Here is an 18174-nt window from a genome sequence, read left to right as displayed (position 1 = left end):
GCGCTTCAGTCATGCACCGGCACCCGCCGCGCCCCCACCGCCAGCAGCACCGCACCGACCACAACCACCGACATCGCCGCGGTCAGCGACACCGACTGCGCGATGAAGCCGATCAGCGGCGGCCCGATCAGGAAGCCCGAGTAACCGATCGACGACACCGACGCGATCGCCGCCGCCCGGCTGACTCCTGGCACCCGCGTCGCCGCGTTGAACAGGATCGGTACCACCGGCGCCAGCCCCGCACCGACAAAGGCGTAGCCGATCAGCGACACGACCGGCTGCCCGCTGAGCAACACGATCGCCATCGCCACCGCCGACAGCGAGGCACTTCCGCCCAGCAGCCGCCGCTCGGAGTAGCGCGCCCGCAAGGCATCACCGCCGAAGCGCGCCAGCGCCATCGCGCCGCAGAAACTGGCGTAGCCAAGGGCAGCCTGCGCCTGCGGCATCCCGACTTCCTGCTTCAGGTAGAGCACGCACCAGTCGTACATCACGCCTTCCGCAGTCATGCCGGTGAAGATCAGCAGCCCGATCACCAGCAGCATCCCGCGTGGCCAGGCGAAATGCGCCCGCTCGCCGTCCTCGCCGGCCTCGGCCGGGTGCGTGTCCAGCAGGCCGCCCGAAGTCAGCATCACCAGCGCCGCAGCGCCCAGGCCGATGCCCGCGAGTTGCCACGCCGGCGGCACGGCCAGCCGCAGCAGCCCCGCCACCAGCGCCGCGCCCGTCATCGCGCCGACGCTGAAGGAGCCGTGCAGGTTGCTCATCACGGCGCGCCCGCTCAGGCTTTCCAGCACCGTACCCTCGGCGTTGATGGACACGTCGAAGCAGCTCATCGCCGCCCCGAACAGCACCATCGTCGGCAGCACCGCCCACAGCCCCGGCCACTGCAGCACCAGCGCCAGCACCGTGCCCATGACCACCACACCGATCTGCACCGTGCGGCGCACACCGATCTGCCCGACCACCCGTCCCGCGAAGAACAGCGAAGCCACCGCCCCCAGGGCCGCCGACAGCAGCACCAGCGACAGCGTGGCTTCGTCGAGTGCGTAGTGGCTTTTCAGCGACGGCACATGCGCGCCCCACGCACCACCCAGCACGCCCAGCGCACCGAACTGCCAGCGCACCGCCGTGCGCGCCCGCGACAGCCGGGCGGTGTCGGGCGTCGTCTCGACGGCGGCCGTCACAGCTGCACCGGCGCGCCGGTGCGCGCACTCTCGTAGATGGCATCGAGCAGTTCCATGACGATCAGCCCCTCTTCGCCCGGCGCGGGATGCGGCCGGTCGTGGAGTATGGCGTCCGCGTAGTCGTGCATCGCCGAAGGGGCTGGCGTCGCGGCCTGGTGCAGGTGCAGGTCGAACGGCGCCCCGTTCAGCTCGGTGAAGATGTGCGCGTCGAAGGTGTAGCCCTCGTCCAGATTGCGCTGCAGCAAGCCCGCCCTGGTGCCGAGCAGGCGCGTCTCCATCAGCTCGGCTTCGGCGATGTTTGCCGCCCAGGACGCCTCCAGCGCCAGCGTCGCGCCGTTCTCGAAGCGGATGAACGCGGTGGCCAGATCCTCCACGTCGAAGGTCTTGCCCGCCTTGTCGGCCAGTTCGCGGGCGATGGGGTCGTAGGTCGCGCCCATCACCCAGGTCGGCTTCGGGTAGCCCATCAGCCACAGCGCCAGGTCGAGCCGGTGCACGCCCAGGTCGATCAGCGGCCCGCCGCCGGCCAGCGCCTTGGTGCCGAACCAGCCGCCAAAGCCCGGCATCCCCCGTCGGCGGTGCCAGACGCTGCGGCCGAAGTAGAACTCGCCGAACACGCCGCCATCGACCTGTGCCTTCAGGGCGCGCGACTGCGCCGAGAAGCGGTACGAGAAATTGATCATCAGCCGCCGCCCTGCCCGCTCGGCGGCGGCCAGCATCTCGCGGCCCTCGTCGGCGTTCATCGCCATCGGCTTCTCACACAGCACGTGACAACCCGCCGCCAGCGCCGCCAAGGTCAGCTCCTTGTGGAACTTGTTGGGCGTGCAGACGCTGACCACGTCCAGCGACTCGGCCGCTAGCATCGCCTCAGCGCTGGTGTGTCGCCCCGGGATGCCGAACTGCTCGCCCACCTCGGCCAGCCGCACGGGGTCGGCGTCGGCGATCGCGACGACTTCGACCTGCGGGTGCTGCCGCCAGCCCTCGATGTGCATGCGGCCGATGCCCAGGCCGATCACGCCGACACGCAAACGACGCCCGCTCATGCAATGTCTCCGCGGCTCTGCTGGATGCCGACCTTGCCGAAGTTCAGCGCCTTCGGGCTGAGCGTCTCCAGCGGCGGGCTCATCGGGCAGACGTCGACGATGTTGACGCGCGGCGCCGCCCATTGCACGGCGTTGGTCATCACGCGCTGCACGTTGGCGTCGTAATAGGTCGGATACGCCTCATGGCCCGGGCGGAAATAGAACACCCGCCCATGCCCACGCTCCCAGCAGCAGCCCGAGCGGAACACCTCGCCGCCCTCGAACCACGACAGGAAGACGAGGCTGTCCGGCTTAGGGATGTCGAAGCGTTCGCCGTACATCTCCTCATACGGCAGCTCGAAATACTCACCCAGTCCGGCTGCGATCGGGTGCGACGGCTCGACCACCCACAGCCGCTCCTTCTCGTCCGCCTCGCGCCACTTCAGCGAGCAGTTGGTGCCCATCAGGCGGCGGAAGATCTTCGAGAAATGCCCCGAGTGCAGCACGATCAGCCCCATGCCTTCGAGCACGCGGCGCTGCACGCGCTCGACGATGGCGTCATCCACCTGGTCGTGCGCCCGGTGGCCCCACCAGACCAGCACGTCGCAGCCGGCCAGGCGCTCTTCGCTCAGGCCGTGCTCGGGCTGGTCGAGGGTGGCGGTGGAGATGTCGAGTGGCAGCGCGCCGGGGTTGAGCGCCGGGGTGTCGCGCAGGCCTTGTGCGATGACAGCGTGCAGGCCGTCGGGGTAGATTGCCTGGACGGCGGGGTTTTGGCGTTCGTGCTGGAATTCGTTCCAGACAATGACAGAAATCTTGGTTTTCACGGGGGAGATCCGAAACAGGGTGGACGGGACGACAGGCCCACAGAATAGGGGTAGACACCGCCTCCCCCCAAGCGGCTCCGCTAGCAGAATTCCGACAATGATGCAAAAAATCCTGGACGCCTCCGGCCCCATCCGCTGCGCCGATGTCTTCGACTTTCCGCCGCGCATTCCAGGCGCCCCGCCGCCTGCCGAGATGCTCGACGGCCTGCGCACAGCCCTCGCCGCCGCCAACGCCGGCACGTTGGTGGTCCACCGCCCGCAACGCCTGAGCGAGCCGCTGCCGCGCGGCGAGGGGCACTTTCACCTCGCGCCCGAACTGTTCCTGCAGCTCTCCGGCTGGACCGATTTCCGCTTTCCGCAAGGACTCTGCCGCGTGACGCCGGGTCAGGCGCTGCTGGTGCCGCCGCAGTTGCGCCATGACGAGCGCGTCGGGCGCGGCGACCACGGCGAGCCGTTCCGCAACCTCGTGCTCTACGCGGAGGCGCCGACGCTGACCTGCCACCTGGCGCATGAACTCAGCCCCGGCCGCCCCGGCATCCACCACCTCGAAGCCTGCGAACACGCGCAGGTCGGGCGCATCCACGACTGGCTGTTCGACGCCAGCCGCAGCCCCGAAGCGTTGCCCGACGCTGCCACACCCGCTTGGGGCGAAGTGCAGGCACGCGCCCTGATCGCGGCGGCGCTGGCCGGCGTGCTGCACCTGCTGCAGACCGACAGCCAGCCCGGCCGCGAGCCCACGCTGGTCGCCCGCCTGCGTGTGCTGATCCAGAACCAGCTCGGCGACCACACGCTCAGCGTGCGCCGGCTCGCCGAACAATCGGGCTGCACGGCGGACTACCTCTCGCACCTGTTCCGCGAAGTCAGCGGCGAGACGCTGATCGGCTGCATCAACCGGCTGCGGATGGAACGCGCCGCGCGGCTGCTGCGCGAGACGACGCTGTCGGGCAAGGAGGTCGCGTGGGCCTGCGGTTTTGCGGCGCCGAGCTACTTCATCCGCACCTTCCGCACCCACCACGGCGTGACGCCAAAGGCCTGGAGAGAAGACGCCGTACCATCGGCGCCATGACCCCCCTGTCGGACGTCTCCTGGACCCACCTCGCGGTGGCACTCGGCATCGGGCTGTTGATCGGGCTGGAGCGCGAGCGCCGCAAGGGCACTGGCGCCAGCCGCAGCCCCGCCGGTATCCGTACCTACGCGCTGGTCTCGCTGCTGGGCGCGCTCGCGGCGGGGCTCGGGCCGTGGCTGCTGGCGGCGAGCGTGGTCGGCGTGTCGCTGCTGGCGGTGGTCAGCTACCTGCGCAACCGCTCGGACGATCCGGGGCTGACCAGCGAGATCGCGCTGCTGGTGACGCTGCTGCTCGGCGCGTGGGCGATGCAGGCGCCGGCGTGGGCGGCGGCGGTCGCGGCGGTCGTCGCCGTGCTGCTGGCCGCACGCGACCCGATCCACCGGTTCGTGCATGGCTGGCTGACCGAGCAGGAGCTGCACGACCTGCTGGTGCTGGCGGTCGCCACGCTGCTGGTGCTGCCGCTGATGCCGGACGAACCGATCGACCCCTGGGGCGCGCTGAAGCCGCGCGCGCTGTGGCTGGTGGTGATCCTGGTGATGTCGATTGCGGCGGCGGGCCATGTCGCGCTGCGTGTGCTGGGCAACCGCTGGGGGCTGCCGCTGACCGGGCTGTCGGGCGGCTTCGTCTCCAGCACCGCCACCATCGGCGCGATGGGCACCCGCGCGCGCAACAACCCGGCGCTGGCCCAGGCCGCCGTCGCGGGCGCGGTGCTGTCCACCGTCGGGACCATGGTGCAGATGGCGCTGCTGCTGGCGGTGACCAGCCTGCCCACGCTGCGCGCCATGGCGCTGCCGCTGCTGGGCGCGGGCGGCGTGGCGCTGGCCTTCGGCGGCGTGGCCACCTGGCGCTCGATGCGCAGCAGCGGCGAGGTCACGACCGACCTCGGCCAGGCCTTCAGCTTCAAGGCGGCGCTGGGGATGGCCGCCCTGCTCGCCACCGTCTCGCTGGCCTCGGCCGCGCTCAGCCGCGCGTATGGGCAGGCGGGGCTGGCGGTCGGTGCCGCGCTCGCAGGATTGGCCGACACCCACGCGCCGGCGGTGTCGGTGGCGGCGCTGGTGGCCTCGGGCGCGATCGGCGCAGGCGCGGCGCCGCTGCCCATCCTGCTGGCGCTGACGACCAACACACTGTCCAAGTGTGTGGCCGCCGTGTCGGCCGGGGGACGGCCGTTCGCGCAGCAGGTGGTCCCCGGTCTGCTGCTGATCCTCGCCGCGGCCTGGGGCGGGTGGTGGCTGAGTGCCGGCCCCTGACGTTCAACCGGTGAACAGCGCCTTGTGCGTGTCGCGCAGCAGGTTCTTCTGCACCTTGCCCATCGCGTTGCGCGGCAGGTCGGCGACGACGAAAGCGCGCTTGGGCACCTTGAAGTTGGCGATCTGCGACTTGAGCGCAGCCACCAGCGCCTCCGCGTCCAGCGCCGCCCCCGCCTTCGGCACGATCACCGCCACCACCGCCTCGCCAAAATCCGGGTGCGGCACGCCGATCACCGCCGACTCCGCCACGCCGGCCATGTCGTTCAGGTAGCCCTCGATCTCGGCCGGGTAGACGTTGTAGCCGCCGGTGATGATCAGGTCCTTGCTGCGGCCGACGATGGTCAGGTAGCCGTGGCCATCCGCGCCGAAACGCCCCACATCGCCGGTCTTGAACCACCCATCCGCGGTGAACTCCTCGGCCGTCTTCTCCGGCATGCGCCAGTAGCCGCCGAACACGTTCGGGCCGCGCACCTGCACGTTGCCGATCTCGCCCGCGGGCAGCGCCGCGCCCGCATCGTCCACCACGCGCACGCCGACACCCGGCAGCGCGGGGCCGACCGTCCCGCCGATCCGGTCGCCATCCTCGGCGCGGCAAGGGTTGGACGTGAGCATGATGGTCTCGCTCATGCCGTAGCGCTCCAGGATGGTGTGGCCGGTGCGGGTCTGCCAGTCGCGGAAGGTCTCGATCAGCAGCGGCGCGGAGCCGGAGATGAACAGCCGCATGTGGGCGCAGGCTTCGCGCGTGAGGCCGGCTTCCTGCAGCAGCCGCACGTACAGCGTCGGCACGCCCATGAAGACACTGGCCCGCGGCAGCCGCTCGACCACCGCCTTCGGGTCGAACTTCGACAGCCACAGCATCTTCGAGCCGTTGAGCAGCGCCCCGTGGCTGGCGACGAACAGGCCGTGGACGTGGAAGATCGGCAGCGCGTGGACCAGCACGTCGCCGGGCTGCCAGTCCCAGTGGGTCTTCAGCACCTGCGCGTTCGACAGCAGGTTGCCGTGGCTGAGCATCGCGCCCTTGCTGCGTCCGGTGGTGCCGCTGGTGTAGAGGATGGCGGCGAGGTCGTCGGCGGCTTTGACCGCGGGTTCGTGCTGGTCGCTGAAGTGCGAGGCGCGCTCCAGCAGCGAGCCGGTGCGGTCGTCGTCGAGCGTGAAGACGTGGGCCACCCCCTTCTGGAACGCCAGCTTGCTGATCCACGGGAAGTTCTTGCTCGCGCAGACGAACACGGCCGGCTCGGCGTTGCCGATGAAGTAGTCGAGTTCGGCTTCCTGGTAGGCGGTGTTCAGCGGCAGGTAGACGAAGCCGGCCCGCAGCGTAGCGAGGTAGAGCACCAGCGCCTCGACCGACTTCTCGGTGTGCGCGGCCACACGGCTGCCGGCGGGGATTTCCAGCGACTGCAGCAGGTTCGCCAGCATCGCGGTCGCGCGCTCCAGGTCGCGCCACGAGTAGACGAGGCCGCTGTCGGTCTCGATCGCCGCCGCGTCGAGGTCGGCCGGAAAGGCACCGCGCAGCGCGGCGAACAGGTTTTCGTTGGACATGGTCGTGCGGTGGGTGGGGTGATCGATCAGACGCCGGTGAAGTTCGGCTTGCGCTTCTCGATGAAGGCGGTGATGCCTTCACGGTGGTCGGGGCCGGTGGCGTAGGCGGCGAACTCGGCGCGCTGGGCTTCGGAGAAATGGAACTGGGGGGCGACGAGGCGCAGCGCCCGCTTGTTCAGGCGTGCTGCGCGGGGGGCGCCTGCCGCGATGCGCTGCGCGGTCGCTTCGGCTTCGGCGGCGACCTCGTCGTCATAGACCACGCGGTGGACCAGCCCGCGGCGCAGCGCGGTTTCCGCGTCCAGCAGCCGCGCTTCGAGCAGGATCTCGGCGGCCGTCGCCAGCCCGGCCACCCGCGCCACACCGGCCAGCTCGTCACACGCCATCGGAAACCCGAGCCGCGCGATCGGCGCGCCGAAGCGGCTCGACTGGCCCGCGATGCGCAGGTCGCACTGGCAGGCGATCTCCAGCCCGCCGCCGACACAGGCCCGCTCGATCTGCGCCACCAGCGGGATGTCGCAGCGGTACATCGCGTCCAGTGCCGGGGCGACGATCTCCTCGTGGAAGTGCCGCAGCCGCGCCTCGTCGAAGCGGAAGGCGGGGAACTCCTCGATGTCGCCGCCGGAGACGAAGGTGCCGCCCTCGCCGCGCACGACCACGCAGCGCAGCAGCGGCTCGCGCTCGGCCAGACCGTCGAAGATCTCGCGCAGCGCGCGCCACATGGCGACGTTGACGGCGTTGAGCTTGCCGGGGTTGGACAGGGTGACAACGGCCACGTCGGGCAAGGTCGCGTGGCGTTCGTAGCGGACTTCGGGCAGCAGTTCGGCACTCATGGGACGGCTTCTTCGGAATCGAAAGAAGCCATCTTAGGGACTTTGTGTCCCCGCAGGCAGCGGCCGCTCAGGGACCGGCGAAGGTCGCCGTCACGGACTTGGTCCCGTCGATGGCCAGCCGGCAGATCCCCGTGCCGGTGCAGGCTCCGCTCCAGCCGACAAAGCGCTGGCCACGCGACAGCAGCGGCCAGAGCTGCACCACGCTGCCCGCATCACGCGGGAAGCTGCACCCGCCCGGACAGGTCACCCCATACGGCAAGCCGCCGATGCGCCCGGCGCTGCCCGCCTGGCGCAGGTTCACCACGTATTGCTTCGGCGAAAACTCCGCCCGCACCATTCGGGCCGCGCTCATGGTGACGGTGCAGGTGGGTCCCGCGCCGCTGCAGTGGCCCGACCAGCCGGCAAAGTCCGACTGGGCCGAGGCGACGGCCGTCAGCGTCACCTGCGTGCCGACGCTGTAGCGCGCGCTGCAGGTCAGACCGCAGTCCAGTCCGGAGGGCCCCCGCACGGTGCCGCTGCCGCGGCCAAGGCGCGTCACTCCCACGGCGAAGGTCGGCAGCTCGAAGGTGGCGGTCACCGTCGCCGCCGCACTCGGGCTGAGGACACAGACCGTGCTGGTGCCGCTGCAGGCCCCGCTCCAGCCGGTGAAGACCGAGCCCGTGGCCGGTCTGGCGGTCAGCACCACCCGGCTGCCGCTGTCCACGCTGGCGGCGCAGACCGTGCCGCACTGGATCGCGGCAGACGTCCCGGTGACGGTGCCGGTGCCGCGGCCCTGGCGGCTCACCTGCACGGGGACCGGCAAGCTGACGTGGAAATAGGCGGCCATCGTCGTGCCGGCCACCCCGATGCCGTTCATTGACGCACCGGTGGCGCTGCCGTCGTAGCGGCTGGAGTTCGGCACCGTGCTCGGGCCAAAGAGCCGGGACGCGGTGTAGAGATCGCCCGGATCGGCCGTCTGCCCCTGCGCGATCTGGTTCAGACCGTCGGCCTCGACCAGCGACAGCAGCTTGTGCGCGGTGTAGGAGTTGTTGTAGAGATAGTCGTAGCCCGAGGCGTTCAGGCGGGCGTCGACGTGCCACAGCGACAGGCCGTCTGCGACGAATCCAGCGTCATTGCCCGCCGAGCGGCGCCGGTACTGGGCCAGGAAATACTCGGCGAAGGGGTTGGTGGCGGACGCACCCGGCATGAAGAGCACTGCATCCGGGCTGGTGCCCGACGGGCGCAGCGACATGGTGAGGCTGCCGCTGGCGACGATCCGGGGCGTCAGCCAGCCCAGCACGAACTTCGAGAACGCGTTGTGGTCCCCGAGGTTGCTGTGCATCATGTCGTAGCCCCCGGCGCCACCCTTGGGGCCGACGGTGCTGTCGTAGTCGTAGTAGTCGGGCAAGCCGAGCGCGTGGCCGGTCTCGTGGATGTCGACCTGCGGCTCGTAGAGCGGATCGGTGTTGTAGTGCCCACCCGCCCAGGACCAGACCACCTTGCGGATGCGCTTGCCGCCGTAGGTCTGCGTGCCACCATAGACCGTCTGCTTGGCCCACCAGAACGAGGCCCAGGCCCCGGCCGGGCCGGCCCACTTGACGAACAGGGTGTCGAAGCTGCCGTCCTTGTCGTTGTCGTACTGGGCCAGCGGGTGGCCGGTGGCCTGCAGGGCACCGAGCGCTTCGTCGATGACCGCCGCTGTGCCGGCACGCTCGCCCAGCCCCTCGTAGTAGGCACGGTTGTAGCGTGCCCGGTACCACGGCGCCACATGGCCATGCAGATCCAGCTGGCCATAGGACGAGCGCTGGTAGTAGGCGCGCAGGCTCTCGTAGGGATAGCCGAGCACCGTCGCCCCGCCGACGCCGAACATGCGCTCCTCGATCAGCGCGTCCGTGTTGGCTTCGACATGGGGCTGGTCGGGGAAATCGACCAGCAGCACGAGGATCTTCGGCGCCCCGGTCGCCGGCAGTCCGCCGCCCCAGGCCGGCGGCGGGGTGTCGATCGAGATGGTTCCGTTCGCGCGCCCGGTGCGGTAGGCCAGCGTCGCCACCGTGGCCGGGTCGAGCAGGTGGTTGCCGAGCTTGCGGGCCTGCGCGGCCTGGGTGGCGAGCTGGCCGCTGGCGCGCAGTTGCTCCAGTTCAGCGTCGCTCGGCGGCGCCAGTGCCCAGGCAGGCAGCGCCAGGGCGAAGAACAGGACGGTCAGAACAGGCGCGAGCGGGCGCATGAGGCGACGCAGCAGTGCGCGCACGGTACTTCGGTGGATCACGGTGGCTCCCTGGGTCCGGCAAGAGGCGGTCAGACCCTGAAAAGAGGCCTGTCCCCCGCCTGTTTCGGCACTCAAGTTCCGCGGCTTGACGCGGATATGCCAATCCCGGCGTTACCAGGAGAAAAAATTCTGCTGCGCGCACCAGTCCGGGTCAGGCAAGCGCATCCCACAGCAGCTTGCCCCCGGACAGCACCATCCCCGCCATCACCAGCCGGTAGAACAGCGTCGGCTTGACCCGCGTGGCCAGCCGCACCCCCGTCCAGACCCCGGCGAGCACCACCGGCCCCAGCGCCAGCGAGGTGCTGAGGTTGCGCAGGTCGATCAGGCCGAGCTGCCAGTAGGGAATCCACTTCGACAGGTTCACGATGGTGAAGAACACCGCCATCGTGCCGCTGAAGCGCAGCGGCTCCAGCTTGAGCGGCAGCATGTAGAAGCTGATCGGCGGCGCGCCCGCGTGCGCGATGAAGCTGGTGTAGCCCGACGCTGCCCCCAGCAGCCAGCCCAGGCCGCGGTGCGGTGCCGGCACATCGGCTTTCGGCGGGAAGAACAGCCGCAGCACGACGAAGAGCAGCGTCACCGCCCCCACGATGCCCGCCACCACCTTGACCGGCAGCAGCCCGAACGACACCCAGCCGATCAGGCTGCCCAGCAGCCCCGCCGGGATCAGGAAACGCAGCAACCGCCAGTCGGCGTGGCGCACCAGCGCGGCCAGCCCGGAAAAATCCGCCATGCACAACAGCGGCAGCATGATGGCCGCCGCCTGCGGCACGGGGATCGACAGCGCCATCAGCGGCACCGCCAGTGCGCCGAAGCCAGCACCGAAGCCGCTCTTGGACAGTCCCATCAGGAAGACCGCCGGCACGGCCGCGGCGTAGAACATCGGGTCAGTGATCACGGGACAGGCCTTGGGGCATCGCGGAACTCCGCGAACGGGCGACAATTGTGGAATGTTTGCACCCAGCCAGAACGACGTCCGGACCTTCTTTTGCGAGGCGTGGCGCAAGCACTGCGCCGCCGAGCCGCTGTCCGCGATGGACACGCTGGCCGCGCAGTGGATCGAGCGCCACCCCGAGTACCACGCCGACCTGTCCGACCTGGAGGCCGCGCTGGCCGCCGTCTACACGGTCGACGAGGGCCGCACCAACCCCTTCCTGCACCTGTCGATGCACCTGAGCATCAGCGAACAGGTCTCGATCGACCAGCCGCGCGGCATCCGGCAGGCGGTGGAGTTGCTGGCGGCCAAGCGCGGTGATCTGCACGCCGCGCAGCACGAGGTGATGGACTGCCTGGGCGAGATGCTCTGGGAGTCGCAGCGCAGCGGCCAGCCGCCCGACCCGCACGCCTACCTTGACCGCGTGCGCCGCCGCGCCACGGCATGACGGCCCCACCCCGGCGGCCCACCGCCCTCGTCGCCGCCGTCGCGCTGGCGCTGCTGCTCGGCCTGCAGCCCGTGACGACCGATCTCTACCTGCCCGCGCTGCCCGCGATCAAGACCGAGCTGCAGGCCTCGATGCACGCCACGCAGCTGACGATGGCCGCACTGCTGCTGGCCTTCGGATTCGGGCAGCTCGTGGCCGGGCCGGTGGCCGACCGCTTCGGACGCCGGCCGCTGCTGCTGTCCACGCTCGCCGTCTACCTGCTGGCCAGCCTGAGCGCGGTGCTGGCGCACAGCATCGAGGCGCTGGTGCTCGTGCGCGTCGTGCAGGGCGTGACGATGGCCGGCGTGGTCGTCGTCGCGCGGGCGATGGTGCGCGACCTGTACGCGCCGCACGAAGGGGCCCGCATCATGTCGCTCGGCCAGTCCGGGCTGGGCGTCATCGCCATCACCAGCCCGCTGCTGGGCGGCTGGCTCACCGGGCACCTGGGCTGGCGCACCAACTTCATCGCCGTGGCGCTGATCGCGCTGGCCACGCTGGTCTTCGTCGCCACCCGTCTGCCCGAAACCATCCGCCAGAAGAACCCGCGGGCGCTGCACCCCGGCCCGCTGCTGGCCGCCTGGCGCACGGTCCTCACCAACCCGACCTTCCACGCCTGGGCAGGGCTGTCGGCGGCGACCTACGGCGGGCTGTTCGTGTTCCTGGCGGGATCGTCCTTTGTCTACATGCAGGTGCTCGGTCTGGGCGCAGCACAGTACGGGCTGGCGCTGTGCAGCAGTTCGGTGTCCTACCTCGCCGGCACCTTCGTCTGCCGGCGCTGGCTGGTGCGGCACGGCATGGTCGGGGCGGTCCGGCGCGCGGCCGGCTTCACGCTGCTGGGCGGCCTGTCGATGGCGGCGCTGGCCGCGGCGGGTGTGCAGACGGTCTGGGCCATCCTCGTGCCACAACTGTTCTACGCTTTCGGACATGGCACGCACCAGGCCTGCGGACAGACCGGCGCGGTCGGTCCCTTCCCGCAACAGGCGGGCGTGGCCGCGGCACTGGCGGGTTTCCTGCTGGCTCTGGTGGCCTTCTTCATCGGACAGTGGCTGGGCCTGGCACTGGACGGCACGACCCGGCCGCTGGCCTACGGCGTCGCAGCCGGTTCGGTGGTCACGGCGCTGATCGCCTGGACCACGGTGCAGCGCCACGGAGGTGTGCATTGAGCGCCACCCCGACCACCTTCGCGCTGGCCGGCCCGACCGCCAGCGGCAAGACCGCCGCCGCGCTGGCCATCGCCCGCGCCTGCCGCGACCGCGGTCTGCCGCCGGTCGAGGTCATCAGCGTCGACTCGGCGCTGGTCTACCGCGGCATGGACATCGGCACCGCCAAGCCCTCGGCCGCAGAACTCGACGAGGTGCCGCACCACCTGGTCGACCTGATCGAGCCGACCGCCGCCTACTCCGCCGCCGAGTTCGTCACCGACACGCGCCGGCTGATCGGCGAGATCCACGCCCGCGGCGCCCGCGCGCTGCTGGTGGGCGGCACGATGCTGTATTTCAAGGCGCTGTTCGACGGCATCGACGCGCTGCCGGTGGCCGATCCCGCCGTGCGCGCCGCGCTGGACGAACGCGCCCGCGCCATCGGCTGGCCGGCGATGCACGCGCTGCTGGCAGCGGTCGACCCGGTCACCGCCGCGCGGCTCTCGCCCAACGACGCGCAGCGCATCCAGCGTGCGCTGGAGGTGTGGCAGGTCAGCGGCCAGCCGCTCTCCAGCTTCCACACCGGCCGCTTCGACCGCACCGCCGCCGCCGCTGCTGCCAAAGCCGCCGACACGCCCCCCGAATTCCCGCTGCTCTCGCTGGAGCCGACCGACCGCGCCTGGCTGCACGCCCGCGTCGCCCAGCGCTTCGAGGCGATGCTGGCCGGCGGTCTGATCGACGAGGTACAGCGGCTGCGTGCACGGGGGGATCTGCATCCCGAGCTGCCGTCGATGCGCTGCGTCGGCTACCGGCAGACCTGGGAAATGCTCGACGGCCTGTGGCCCGCGGCGCAACTGCCGGAGAAGGGCATCGCCGCCACGCGGCAGCTCGCCAAGCGCCAGATCACCTGGCTGCGTGGCATGGCGCGGCGCGAGGTGATCGCCTGCGACATGGGCGATCCGGTGGCTGAGGTGCTGGCCCGGGTGATGCCTGTGCTGGAACGGGAAGCGCCATGACCAGTCCCACCCCGCCCGACGCCCCGCTGCTGCGCATCACCGGCCTCGGCAAGCGCTACGGCGAGACCAGCGTCTTCCACAACGTGCAACTGGCGATGCAGCGCGGCGAGGTGGTCGCACTCGTGGGGGAATCCGGCGTCGGCAAGTCCACGCTGCTGAACTGCATCGCCGGGCTGGACCGGGCGGACACCGGCACCGTCGAGATCACCGGCCGCGATGTCGGCCAACTGGACGAGCGCGCGGCGGCGCTGCTGCGGCGGGCGTCGCTGGGCTTCGTGTTCCAGGCCTTCCACGTGCTGCCGCACCTGAGTGTCGCGGACAACGTCGGCCTGCCGCTGATGCTGCAGGGCTGGCGCGACCGGGGCGAGATCGCGGCCCGGGTGCAGGGCGTGCTGGAGGACGTCGGCCTGGGCGCGCTCGGTCAGCGTCGGCCACGCGAGCTGTCCGGCGGGCAGTTGCAGCGCGTGGCGATTGCGCGGGCGCTGGTGCACCGGCCGGCGCTGATCCTGGCCGACGAGCCGACCGGCAACCTTGACCCGACCACCGCGCAGCGGGTGCTGGACCTGCTGTGCGACCAGGCGCGGCGGCATGGCGCGGGCTGCCTGATCGTGACCCATTCCGAGGCGGCGGCAGCCCAGGCCGACCGCGCCCTGCGGCTGCGGGCGGACGGCGTCGAGCTGCGCGGATGAGGGCGCTCCCGCGCCGCCGCCACTCAGGCCTGGATGGGCGACGACCGGCTGTGGACGCGGTCGCGGCCAGCGTGCTTGGCGTCGAAGAGCGACTGGTCGGCGGCCTGGATCAGGATGTCCAGCGTCGGCGTGCTGCGGCTGAGCGCCACCGCACCGAGGCTGATCGTCACGGCTCCGGCCAGCGGATGGTCCGGCAGACGCAGATCCGTGAACACGGCCATGCGCATGCGCTCGGCCAGCCGCACGGCCTCGCGCTGGCCGGTCTCCGGCAGCAGGACGATGAACTCCTCGCCGCCAAAACGCGCCAGCAGGTCGGTCTTGCGCAGCGTGCGCTGGCAGGCCTGGGCGATGTCGATCAGCGCCTGGTCGCCACGCTGGTGGCCATGCAGGTCGTTGATGCGCTTGAAGTGGTCGACGTCGATCAGCACGACCGCCATCGGCCGCTGGTGCCGCGTCGCCCGCTCGAACTCCAGCGCCGCGACCTGCATGAAGCAGCGCCGGTTGCGCACCCCCGTGAGCGAATCCGTCATCGCCAGCTCTTCCAGGCGCCGCATCGCCTGCTCCAGCGCCACGATCAGCTTGAGCGTGTAGCCCGCGCCCAGCGAGGCGATCGGGACCGGCACCAGCGCGGCGACGATGAGGGAGTGCGGGGAGAGCGGCCAACCGGAGACCAGATACCACAGCAGCGTCAGCAACACCGACGCCACCACGCTCAAGCCCACCACCAGCACCGTCGCCCGCTGCACCCCGATGCGCTGCACCGCACGCGCCACCGACTGCAAGAGCGGGCCGATGTCAGGTTGGGCGGTGATGTGGTCGGGAAGTGGTTCCATGAAGAACCGAATTGTGCCGCGCGTCGTTGTTGCCCTGCGGAGACTGACCGGTACCGGCTCGGCCAAGAATGCCGAAATCCTCCACAGATCCACCAGGGTCCCGCCCCATGCACCCGCGCGACACGCTCCATCTGATCGCCCGCGAGGCGCGCCACCATCCCGGCCGCACCGCGGTGGCGCTGCTGGCGATCGCCCTCGGCGTGGCGCTGGCCTTCGCGGTGCACCTGATCAACGCGTCGGCGCTGGCCGAGTTCGGGCAGGCGGTGCGCTCGGTCAACGGCCAGCCGGATGTGGAGCTGCGCCCCGTCGGCCGCAGCGGGCTGGACGAGGCGCTCTACGCCCGCGTCGCCGCGCAGGCCGGGGTCGCGCTGGCCAGCCCGGTGATCGAGCTGGACACCTACGCGCTCGACACCCAGGGCCGCAAGCGCGGGCTGAAGCTGATCGGTCAGGACGCGCTGGTGGCCGCCGCGCTGGCCCCGGCCCTGCTGCCGCGGCCGGATCCTGCGCTGCGGGACGCCCCCCGGCTGGCCCTGCTCGACCCGGACCGGGTGTTCCTCAACCCGGCGGCGCAGCGGCTGTTCGGTGTGAACGCCGGTGAGTCCCTGCGGGTGCAGTCCGGCAACCGGCTGGTGGCGCTGACGGTGGGCGGCAGCGTCGGCGCCGACACCGGGCCGCTGGCGGTGATCGACCTGGCTGGGGCGCAGGCGCACTTCGACCGGCTTGGGCAACTCAGCCGGATCGACCTGCGCCTGCAACCGGGCGCCGACCGCGATGCGGTGCTGCGCGCGCTGGCATTGCCGGACACCGTGCGCGCCGCGGCGTCGGACGAAGCGGCGCAGCGCGTGTCCAACCTCTCGCGTGCCTATCGCGTCAATCTCACCGTGCTGGCACTGGTGGCGCTGTTCACGGGGGCGTTTCTGGTGTTTTCGGTGCAGTCGCTGGCGGTGGCCAAGCGAGTGCCGCAACTGGCGCTGCTCGGGGTACTGGGGATGCACGCCCGCGAGCGGCTGGTGCTGGTGCTGACCGAGTCGGCGCTGCTGGGCGTCGTCGGCGCAGCACTGGGGCTGGCGTTGGGCACAGGGTTGGCAGTGCTGGCCTTGCGAGTGCTTGGCGGCGATCTGGGCAGCGGAATGTTGGGTGGCGCGGCGCCCGCGCTGCAGTGGTCGGGTGGCGCGGCGCTGGTCTACGGCGGACTCGGGCTGGTCGCCGCGCTGGCTGGCGGCTGGCAACCGGCGCGCATGGCGGCCGAGCTGTCGCCCGCGCAGAGCCTCAAGGGCCTCGGTGGCCACGACCAGGCCTTGCAGCGCCCGTGGCTCGGGCCGGCGCTGATGGTGGCCGGGGTCGCGCTGGCCTTCGTGCCGCCGCTGGGCGAGCTGCCGCTGGCCGCCTACGGCGCGGTGGCACTGCTGCTGCTGGGCGGAATCATGGCGGTGCCGCTGCTGGTCGGCGCGCTGATGGGCCGGATCACGCCGCCGCGGCACCCGATCGCGCTGCTCGCCATCGAGCGCGCCCGCGACCAGCGCGCCAGTGCCACGATCACCGTCGCGGGCGTCGTCGCCAGCCTGGCGCTGTCGGTGGCGCTGACCGTGATGGTGGCGAGCTTCCGCGATTCGGTGACGCACTGGCTGGACGAGGTGCTGCCCGCCGATCTCTACGCCCGCACGGCCACCACCACCGCGCAGGCCGACAGCGCCTACCTCGATCCCACGTTCGTACAGGCCGCCGCAGCGCTGCCCGGTGTCGCGCGGGTGCAGGCACAGCGGGTCGTGGCCGTCTCGCTCGACCCGGCGCGCGCCGCGGTGGCGCTGATCGCCCGCGAGGTCGGCGATGCGGCGCGGACGCTGCCGCTGGTCGGATCGCTGCAGCCGCCTTCACCCGGTGGACTGGCTGGGTTGCCCGATGTCTATGCCAGCGAAGCGGTGCTCGCGCTCTACGGCGTGCAGGCCGGGCAGACCCTGCGCCTGCCGCTGCCGGACGGGCGCACGGCCGAGGTGCGCATCCGCGGCGTCTGGCGCGACTACGCCCGCCAGCAAGGCTCGCTGGTCATCGACCGCAGCGACTGGCAGCGGCTGACTGGCGACGACAAGGTCAACGACCTCGCGCTGTGGCTCGCGCCCGGTGCGGCGGTGGCACCGGTGCAGGCGGGCCTGCGGGCGCTCGCCGCCGATCCTGCCTTGCTGGAAATCGCCACGCCGGCCGAGATCCGCGCCGTCTCGCTGGCCATCTTCGACCGCAGCTTCGCGGTGACCGTGTGGCTGCAGGCGGTGGCGATCGTGATCGGGCTGTTCGGCATCGCGGCGAGCTTCTCGTCGCAGGTGCTGGCGCGGCGGCGCGAGTTCGGCGCGCTGCAGCACCTCGGCACCACGCGGGCGCAGGTGCTGACGCTGGTCTGTGCGGAGGGCGCGCTGTGGACGGCGGTCGGCGCGCTGCTCGGGCTGGCGCTCGGGCTGGCGGTGAGCGTGGTGCTGGTCAAGGTGGTGAATCCGCAGAGCTTCCACTGGACGATGGAGCTGGCGCTGCCGTGGTGGCGGCTGGGGGCGCTGGTGCTGGCGGTGCTGGTGGCGGGTGCGGTGACGGCGTGGTTCTCCGGCCGGGCGGCAGCGTCGCACGACATGGCGCTGGCCGTGAAGGAGGACTGGTGATGCGCCGACGGCAACTCATGCACTGGATGGCGCTGTCCGCGCTGCCAATAGCGGCCGGCGCGCAGGGCGTGCGCCGCCGCCCGCTGGTCTTCCCCGCCGACTTCGGCAGCCACCCCGACACGCAGACCGAGTGGTGGTACGCCACCGGCTGGCTGGCCCCGGCCACGGCGACCGCACGCCTCGCCGAGCCGAGCCACGGCTTCCAGCTCACTTTCTTCCGCTCGCGCACCGAGGTCGCCGCCGACCACCCGAGCGCGTTTGCCGCGAAACAACTGGTCTTCGCGCACGTCGCGCTGACCGACCTGGCCGAGCGCCACCAGCGGCACGACCAGCGCATCGCCCGCACCGGCTTCGGGCGGGCGGACAGCGCTGTCGGCGACACGCGGGTCCACCTGGGCGACTGGCACCTGCTGCGCACCTCCACCCGTCATCCCCGCGCAGGCGGGGACCCACGCACGGCACCAGCGTCACCTCCTGGGGTGGGTC

The 18174-nt window shown here is 71.3% G+C and carries 16 protein-coding genes; 8 read left to right on the top strand and 8 right to left on the bottom strand.

Going from position 1 to position 18174, the window contains the following annotated elements; translation table 11 throughout:
* Window positions 1–5 precede the first annotated feature (5 nt).
* Genes AABN02_RS09130 through AABN02_RS09120 form a run of 3 tightly spaced genes read right to left on the bottom strand, consistent with a single transcriptional unit; the run spans window position 6 to window position 3024 of the window.
* A complete protein-coding gene (locus AABN02_RS09130) occupies window positions 6–1181 on the bottom strand; it encodes an MFS transporter (protein ID WP_338414615.1) in 1176 nt (391 codons plus the stop codon).
* Entirely contained in the window at window positions 1178–2221 is a 1044-nt protein-coding gene (locus AABN02_RS09125) for a Gfo/Idh/MocA family oxidoreductase (protein ID WP_338414614.1), read from the bottom strand. Before AABN02_RS09125 ends, AABN02_RS09130 begins: the two co-directional genes overlap by 4 nt.
* Window positions 2218–3024: a ThuA domain-containing protein gene (locus tag AABN02_RS09120; protein ID WP_338414613.1), complete on the bottom strand. Its 807-nt coding sequence runs from the start codon at window positions 3022–3024 to the stop codon at window positions 2218–2220. Before AABN02_RS09120 ends, AABN02_RS09125 begins: the two co-directional genes overlap by 4 nt.
* Before the next feature lie 100 nt (window positions 3025–3124).
* Between AABN02_RS09120 and AABN02_RS09115 the strand changes: the two genes are divergently transcribed.
* Together AABN02_RS09115 and AABN02_RS09110 are read left to right on the top strand one after the other, a co-directional pair.
* Complete coding sequence (locus AABN02_RS09115; RefSeq protein ID WP_338414612.1) at window positions 3125–4090, top strand: helix-turn-helix transcriptional regulator; 966 nt, start codon at window positions 3125–3127, stop codon at window positions 4088–4090.
* Window positions 4087–5337 (top strand): DUF4010 domain-containing protein, encoded by a 1251-nt coding sequence (locus tag AABN02_RS09110; RefSeq protein ID WP_338414611.1) that lies wholly within the window; start codon window positions 4087–4089, stop codon window positions 5335–5337. Before AABN02_RS09115 ends, AABN02_RS09110 begins: the two co-directional genes overlap by 4 nt.
* Before the next feature lie 3 nt (window positions 5338–5340).
* Here the strand turns inward: AABN02_RS09110 and AABN02_RS09105 are convergent, their stop codons facing one another.
* The 4 genes from AABN02_RS09105 to AABN02_RS09090 form a co-directional block, all read right to left on the bottom strand.
* The gene (locus tag AABN02_RS09105; RefSeq protein WP_338414610.1) at window positions 5341–6876 is read right to left on the bottom strand and encodes a malonyl-CoA synthase; all 1536 of its coding nucleotides are present in this window, start codon (window positions 6874–6876) and stop codon (window positions 5341–5343) included.
* A gap of 26 nt (window positions 6877–6902) precedes the next feature.
* Window positions 6903–7706 carry an enoyl-CoA hydratase-related protein gene (locus tag AABN02_RS09100; protein ID WP_338414609.1) on the bottom strand — a complete coding sequence of 268 codons (804 nt, stop codon included), beginning with the start codon at window positions 7704–7706 and terminating at the stop codon, window positions 6903–6905.
* 67 nt (window positions 7707–7773) lie between these two features.
* Window positions 7774–9951, bottom strand: a complete 2178-nt coding sequence (locus tag AABN02_RS09095; RefSeq protein ID WP_338414608.1) for a M6 family metalloprotease domain-containing protein — start codon at window positions 9949–9951, stop codon at window positions 7774–7776.
* A 151-nt stretch (window positions 9952–10102) separates the two neighbouring features.
* The gene (locus AABN02_RS09090) at window positions 10103–10831 is read right to left on the bottom strand and encodes a sulfite exporter TauE/SafE family protein (protein WP_338414736.1); all 729 of its coding nucleotides are present in this window, start codon (window positions 10829–10831) and stop codon (window positions 10103–10105) included.
* A gap of 67 nt (window positions 10832–10898) precedes the next feature.
* Here AABN02_RS09090 and AABN02_RS09085 point away from each other — a divergent pair, with 67 nt between their 5' ends.
* Genes AABN02_RS09085 through AABN02_RS09070 form a run of 4 tightly spaced genes read left to right on the top strand, consistent with a single transcriptional unit; the run spans window position 10899 to window position 14213 of the window.
* Complete coding sequence (locus AABN02_RS09085) at window positions 10899–11330, top strand: DUF1841 family protein (RefSeq protein WP_338414607.1); 432 nt, start codon at window positions 10899–10901, stop codon at window positions 11328–11330.
* Window positions 11327–12532, top strand: coding sequence for a multidrug effflux MFS transporter (locus AABN02_RS09080; protein ID WP_338414606.1), 1206 nt, complete (start codon window positions 11327–11329; stop codon window positions 12530–12532). The genes AABN02_RS09085 and AABN02_RS09080 overlap by 4 nt, the downstream gene beginning before the upstream one ends.
* Window positions 12529–13524 (top strand): tRNA (adenosine(37)-N6)-dimethylallyltransferase MiaA, encoded by a 996-nt coding sequence (gene miaA, locus AABN02_RS09075; protein WP_338414605.1) that lies wholly within the window; start codon window positions 12529–12531, stop codon window positions 13522–13524. The genes AABN02_RS09080 and miaA overlap by 4 nt, the downstream gene beginning before the upstream one ends.
* Window positions 13521–14213: an ABC transporter ATP-binding protein gene (locus AABN02_RS09070; protein ID WP_338414604.1), complete on the top strand. Its 693-nt coding sequence runs from the start codon at window positions 13521–13523 to the stop codon at window positions 14211–14213. The genes miaA and AABN02_RS09070 overlap by 4 nt, the downstream gene beginning before the upstream one ends.
* Before the next feature lie 23 nt (window positions 14214–14236).
* Here AABN02_RS09070 and AABN02_RS09065 read toward each other — a convergent pair whose 3' ends face one another.
* A complete protein-coding gene (locus tag AABN02_RS09065; RefSeq protein WP_338414603.1) occupies window positions 14237–15046 on the bottom strand; it encodes a GGDEF domain-containing protein in 810 nt (269 codons plus the stop codon).
* 107 nt (window positions 15047–15153) lie between these two features.
* On the opposite strand from AABN02_RS09065, the gene AABN02_RS09060 reads away from it, so the two are divergent.
* Complete coding sequence (locus tag AABN02_RS09060) at window positions 15154–17688, top strand: FtsX-like permease family protein (RefSeq protein ID WP_338414602.1); 2535 nt, start codon at window positions 15154–15156, stop codon at window positions 17686–17688.
* Window positions 17688–18174 (top strand): carotenoid 1,2-hydratase (locus tag AABN02_RS09055; RefSeq protein WP_338414601.1); only part of this gene is annotated, 487 nt, incomplete at its 3' end. The genes AABN02_RS09060 and AABN02_RS09055, both read left to right, overlap by 1 nt.

The organism is uncultured Sphaerotilus sp. (genome assembly GCF_963924895.1).
Taxonomy (GTDB): domain Bacteria; phylum Pseudomonadota; class Gammaproteobacteria; order Burkholderiales; family Burkholderiaceae_C; genus Sphaerotilus.
This window is presented reverse-complemented; position numbering and strand designations above follow the sequence as displayed.

Coding starts and splice junctions, on each gene's coding strand:
- AABN02_RS09085 (WP_338414607.1), top strand. CDS start 10,899: ATGTTTGCACCCAGCCAGAACGACGTCCGGACCTTCTTTTGCGAGGCG.
- AABN02_RS09065 (WP_338414603.1), bottom strand. CDS start 15,046: ATGGAACCACTTCCCGACCACATCACCGCCCAACCTGACATCGGCCCG.
- AABN02_RS09080 (WP_338414606.1), top strand. CDS start 11,327: ATGACGGCCCCACCCCGGCGGCCCACCGCCCTCGTCGCCGCCGTCGCG.
- AABN02_RS09110 (WP_338414611.1), top strand. CDS start 4,087: ATGACCCCCCTGTCGGACGTCTCCTGGACCCACCTCGCGGTGGCACTC.
- AABN02_RS09125 (WP_338414614.1), bottom strand. CDS start 2,221: ATGAGCGGGCGTCGTTTGCGTGTCGGCGTGATCGGCCTGGGCATCGGC.
- AABN02_RS09060 (WP_338414602.1), top strand. CDS start 15,154: ATGCACCCGCGCGACACGCTCCATCTGATCGCCCGCGAGGCGCGCCAC.
- AABN02_RS09070 (WP_338414604.1), top strand. CDS start 13,521: ATGACCAGTCCCACCCCGCCCGACGCCCCGCTGCTGCGCATCACCGGC.
- AABN02_RS09115 (WP_338414612.1), top strand. CDS start 3,125: ATGCAAAAAATCCTGGACGCCTCCGGCCCCATCCGCTGCGCCGATGTC.
- AABN02_RS09105 (WP_338414610.1), bottom strand. CDS start 6,876: ATGTCCAACGAAAACCTGTTCGCCGCGCTGCGCGGTGCCTTTCCGGCC.
- AABN02_RS09090 (WP_338414736.1), bottom strand. CDS start 10,831: ATGTTCTACGCCGCGGCCGTGCCGGCGGTCTTCCTGATGGGACTGTCC.
- AABN02_RS09100 (WP_338414609.1), bottom strand. CDS start 7,706: ATGAGTGCCGAACTGCTGCCCGAAGTCCGCTACGAACGCCACGCGACC.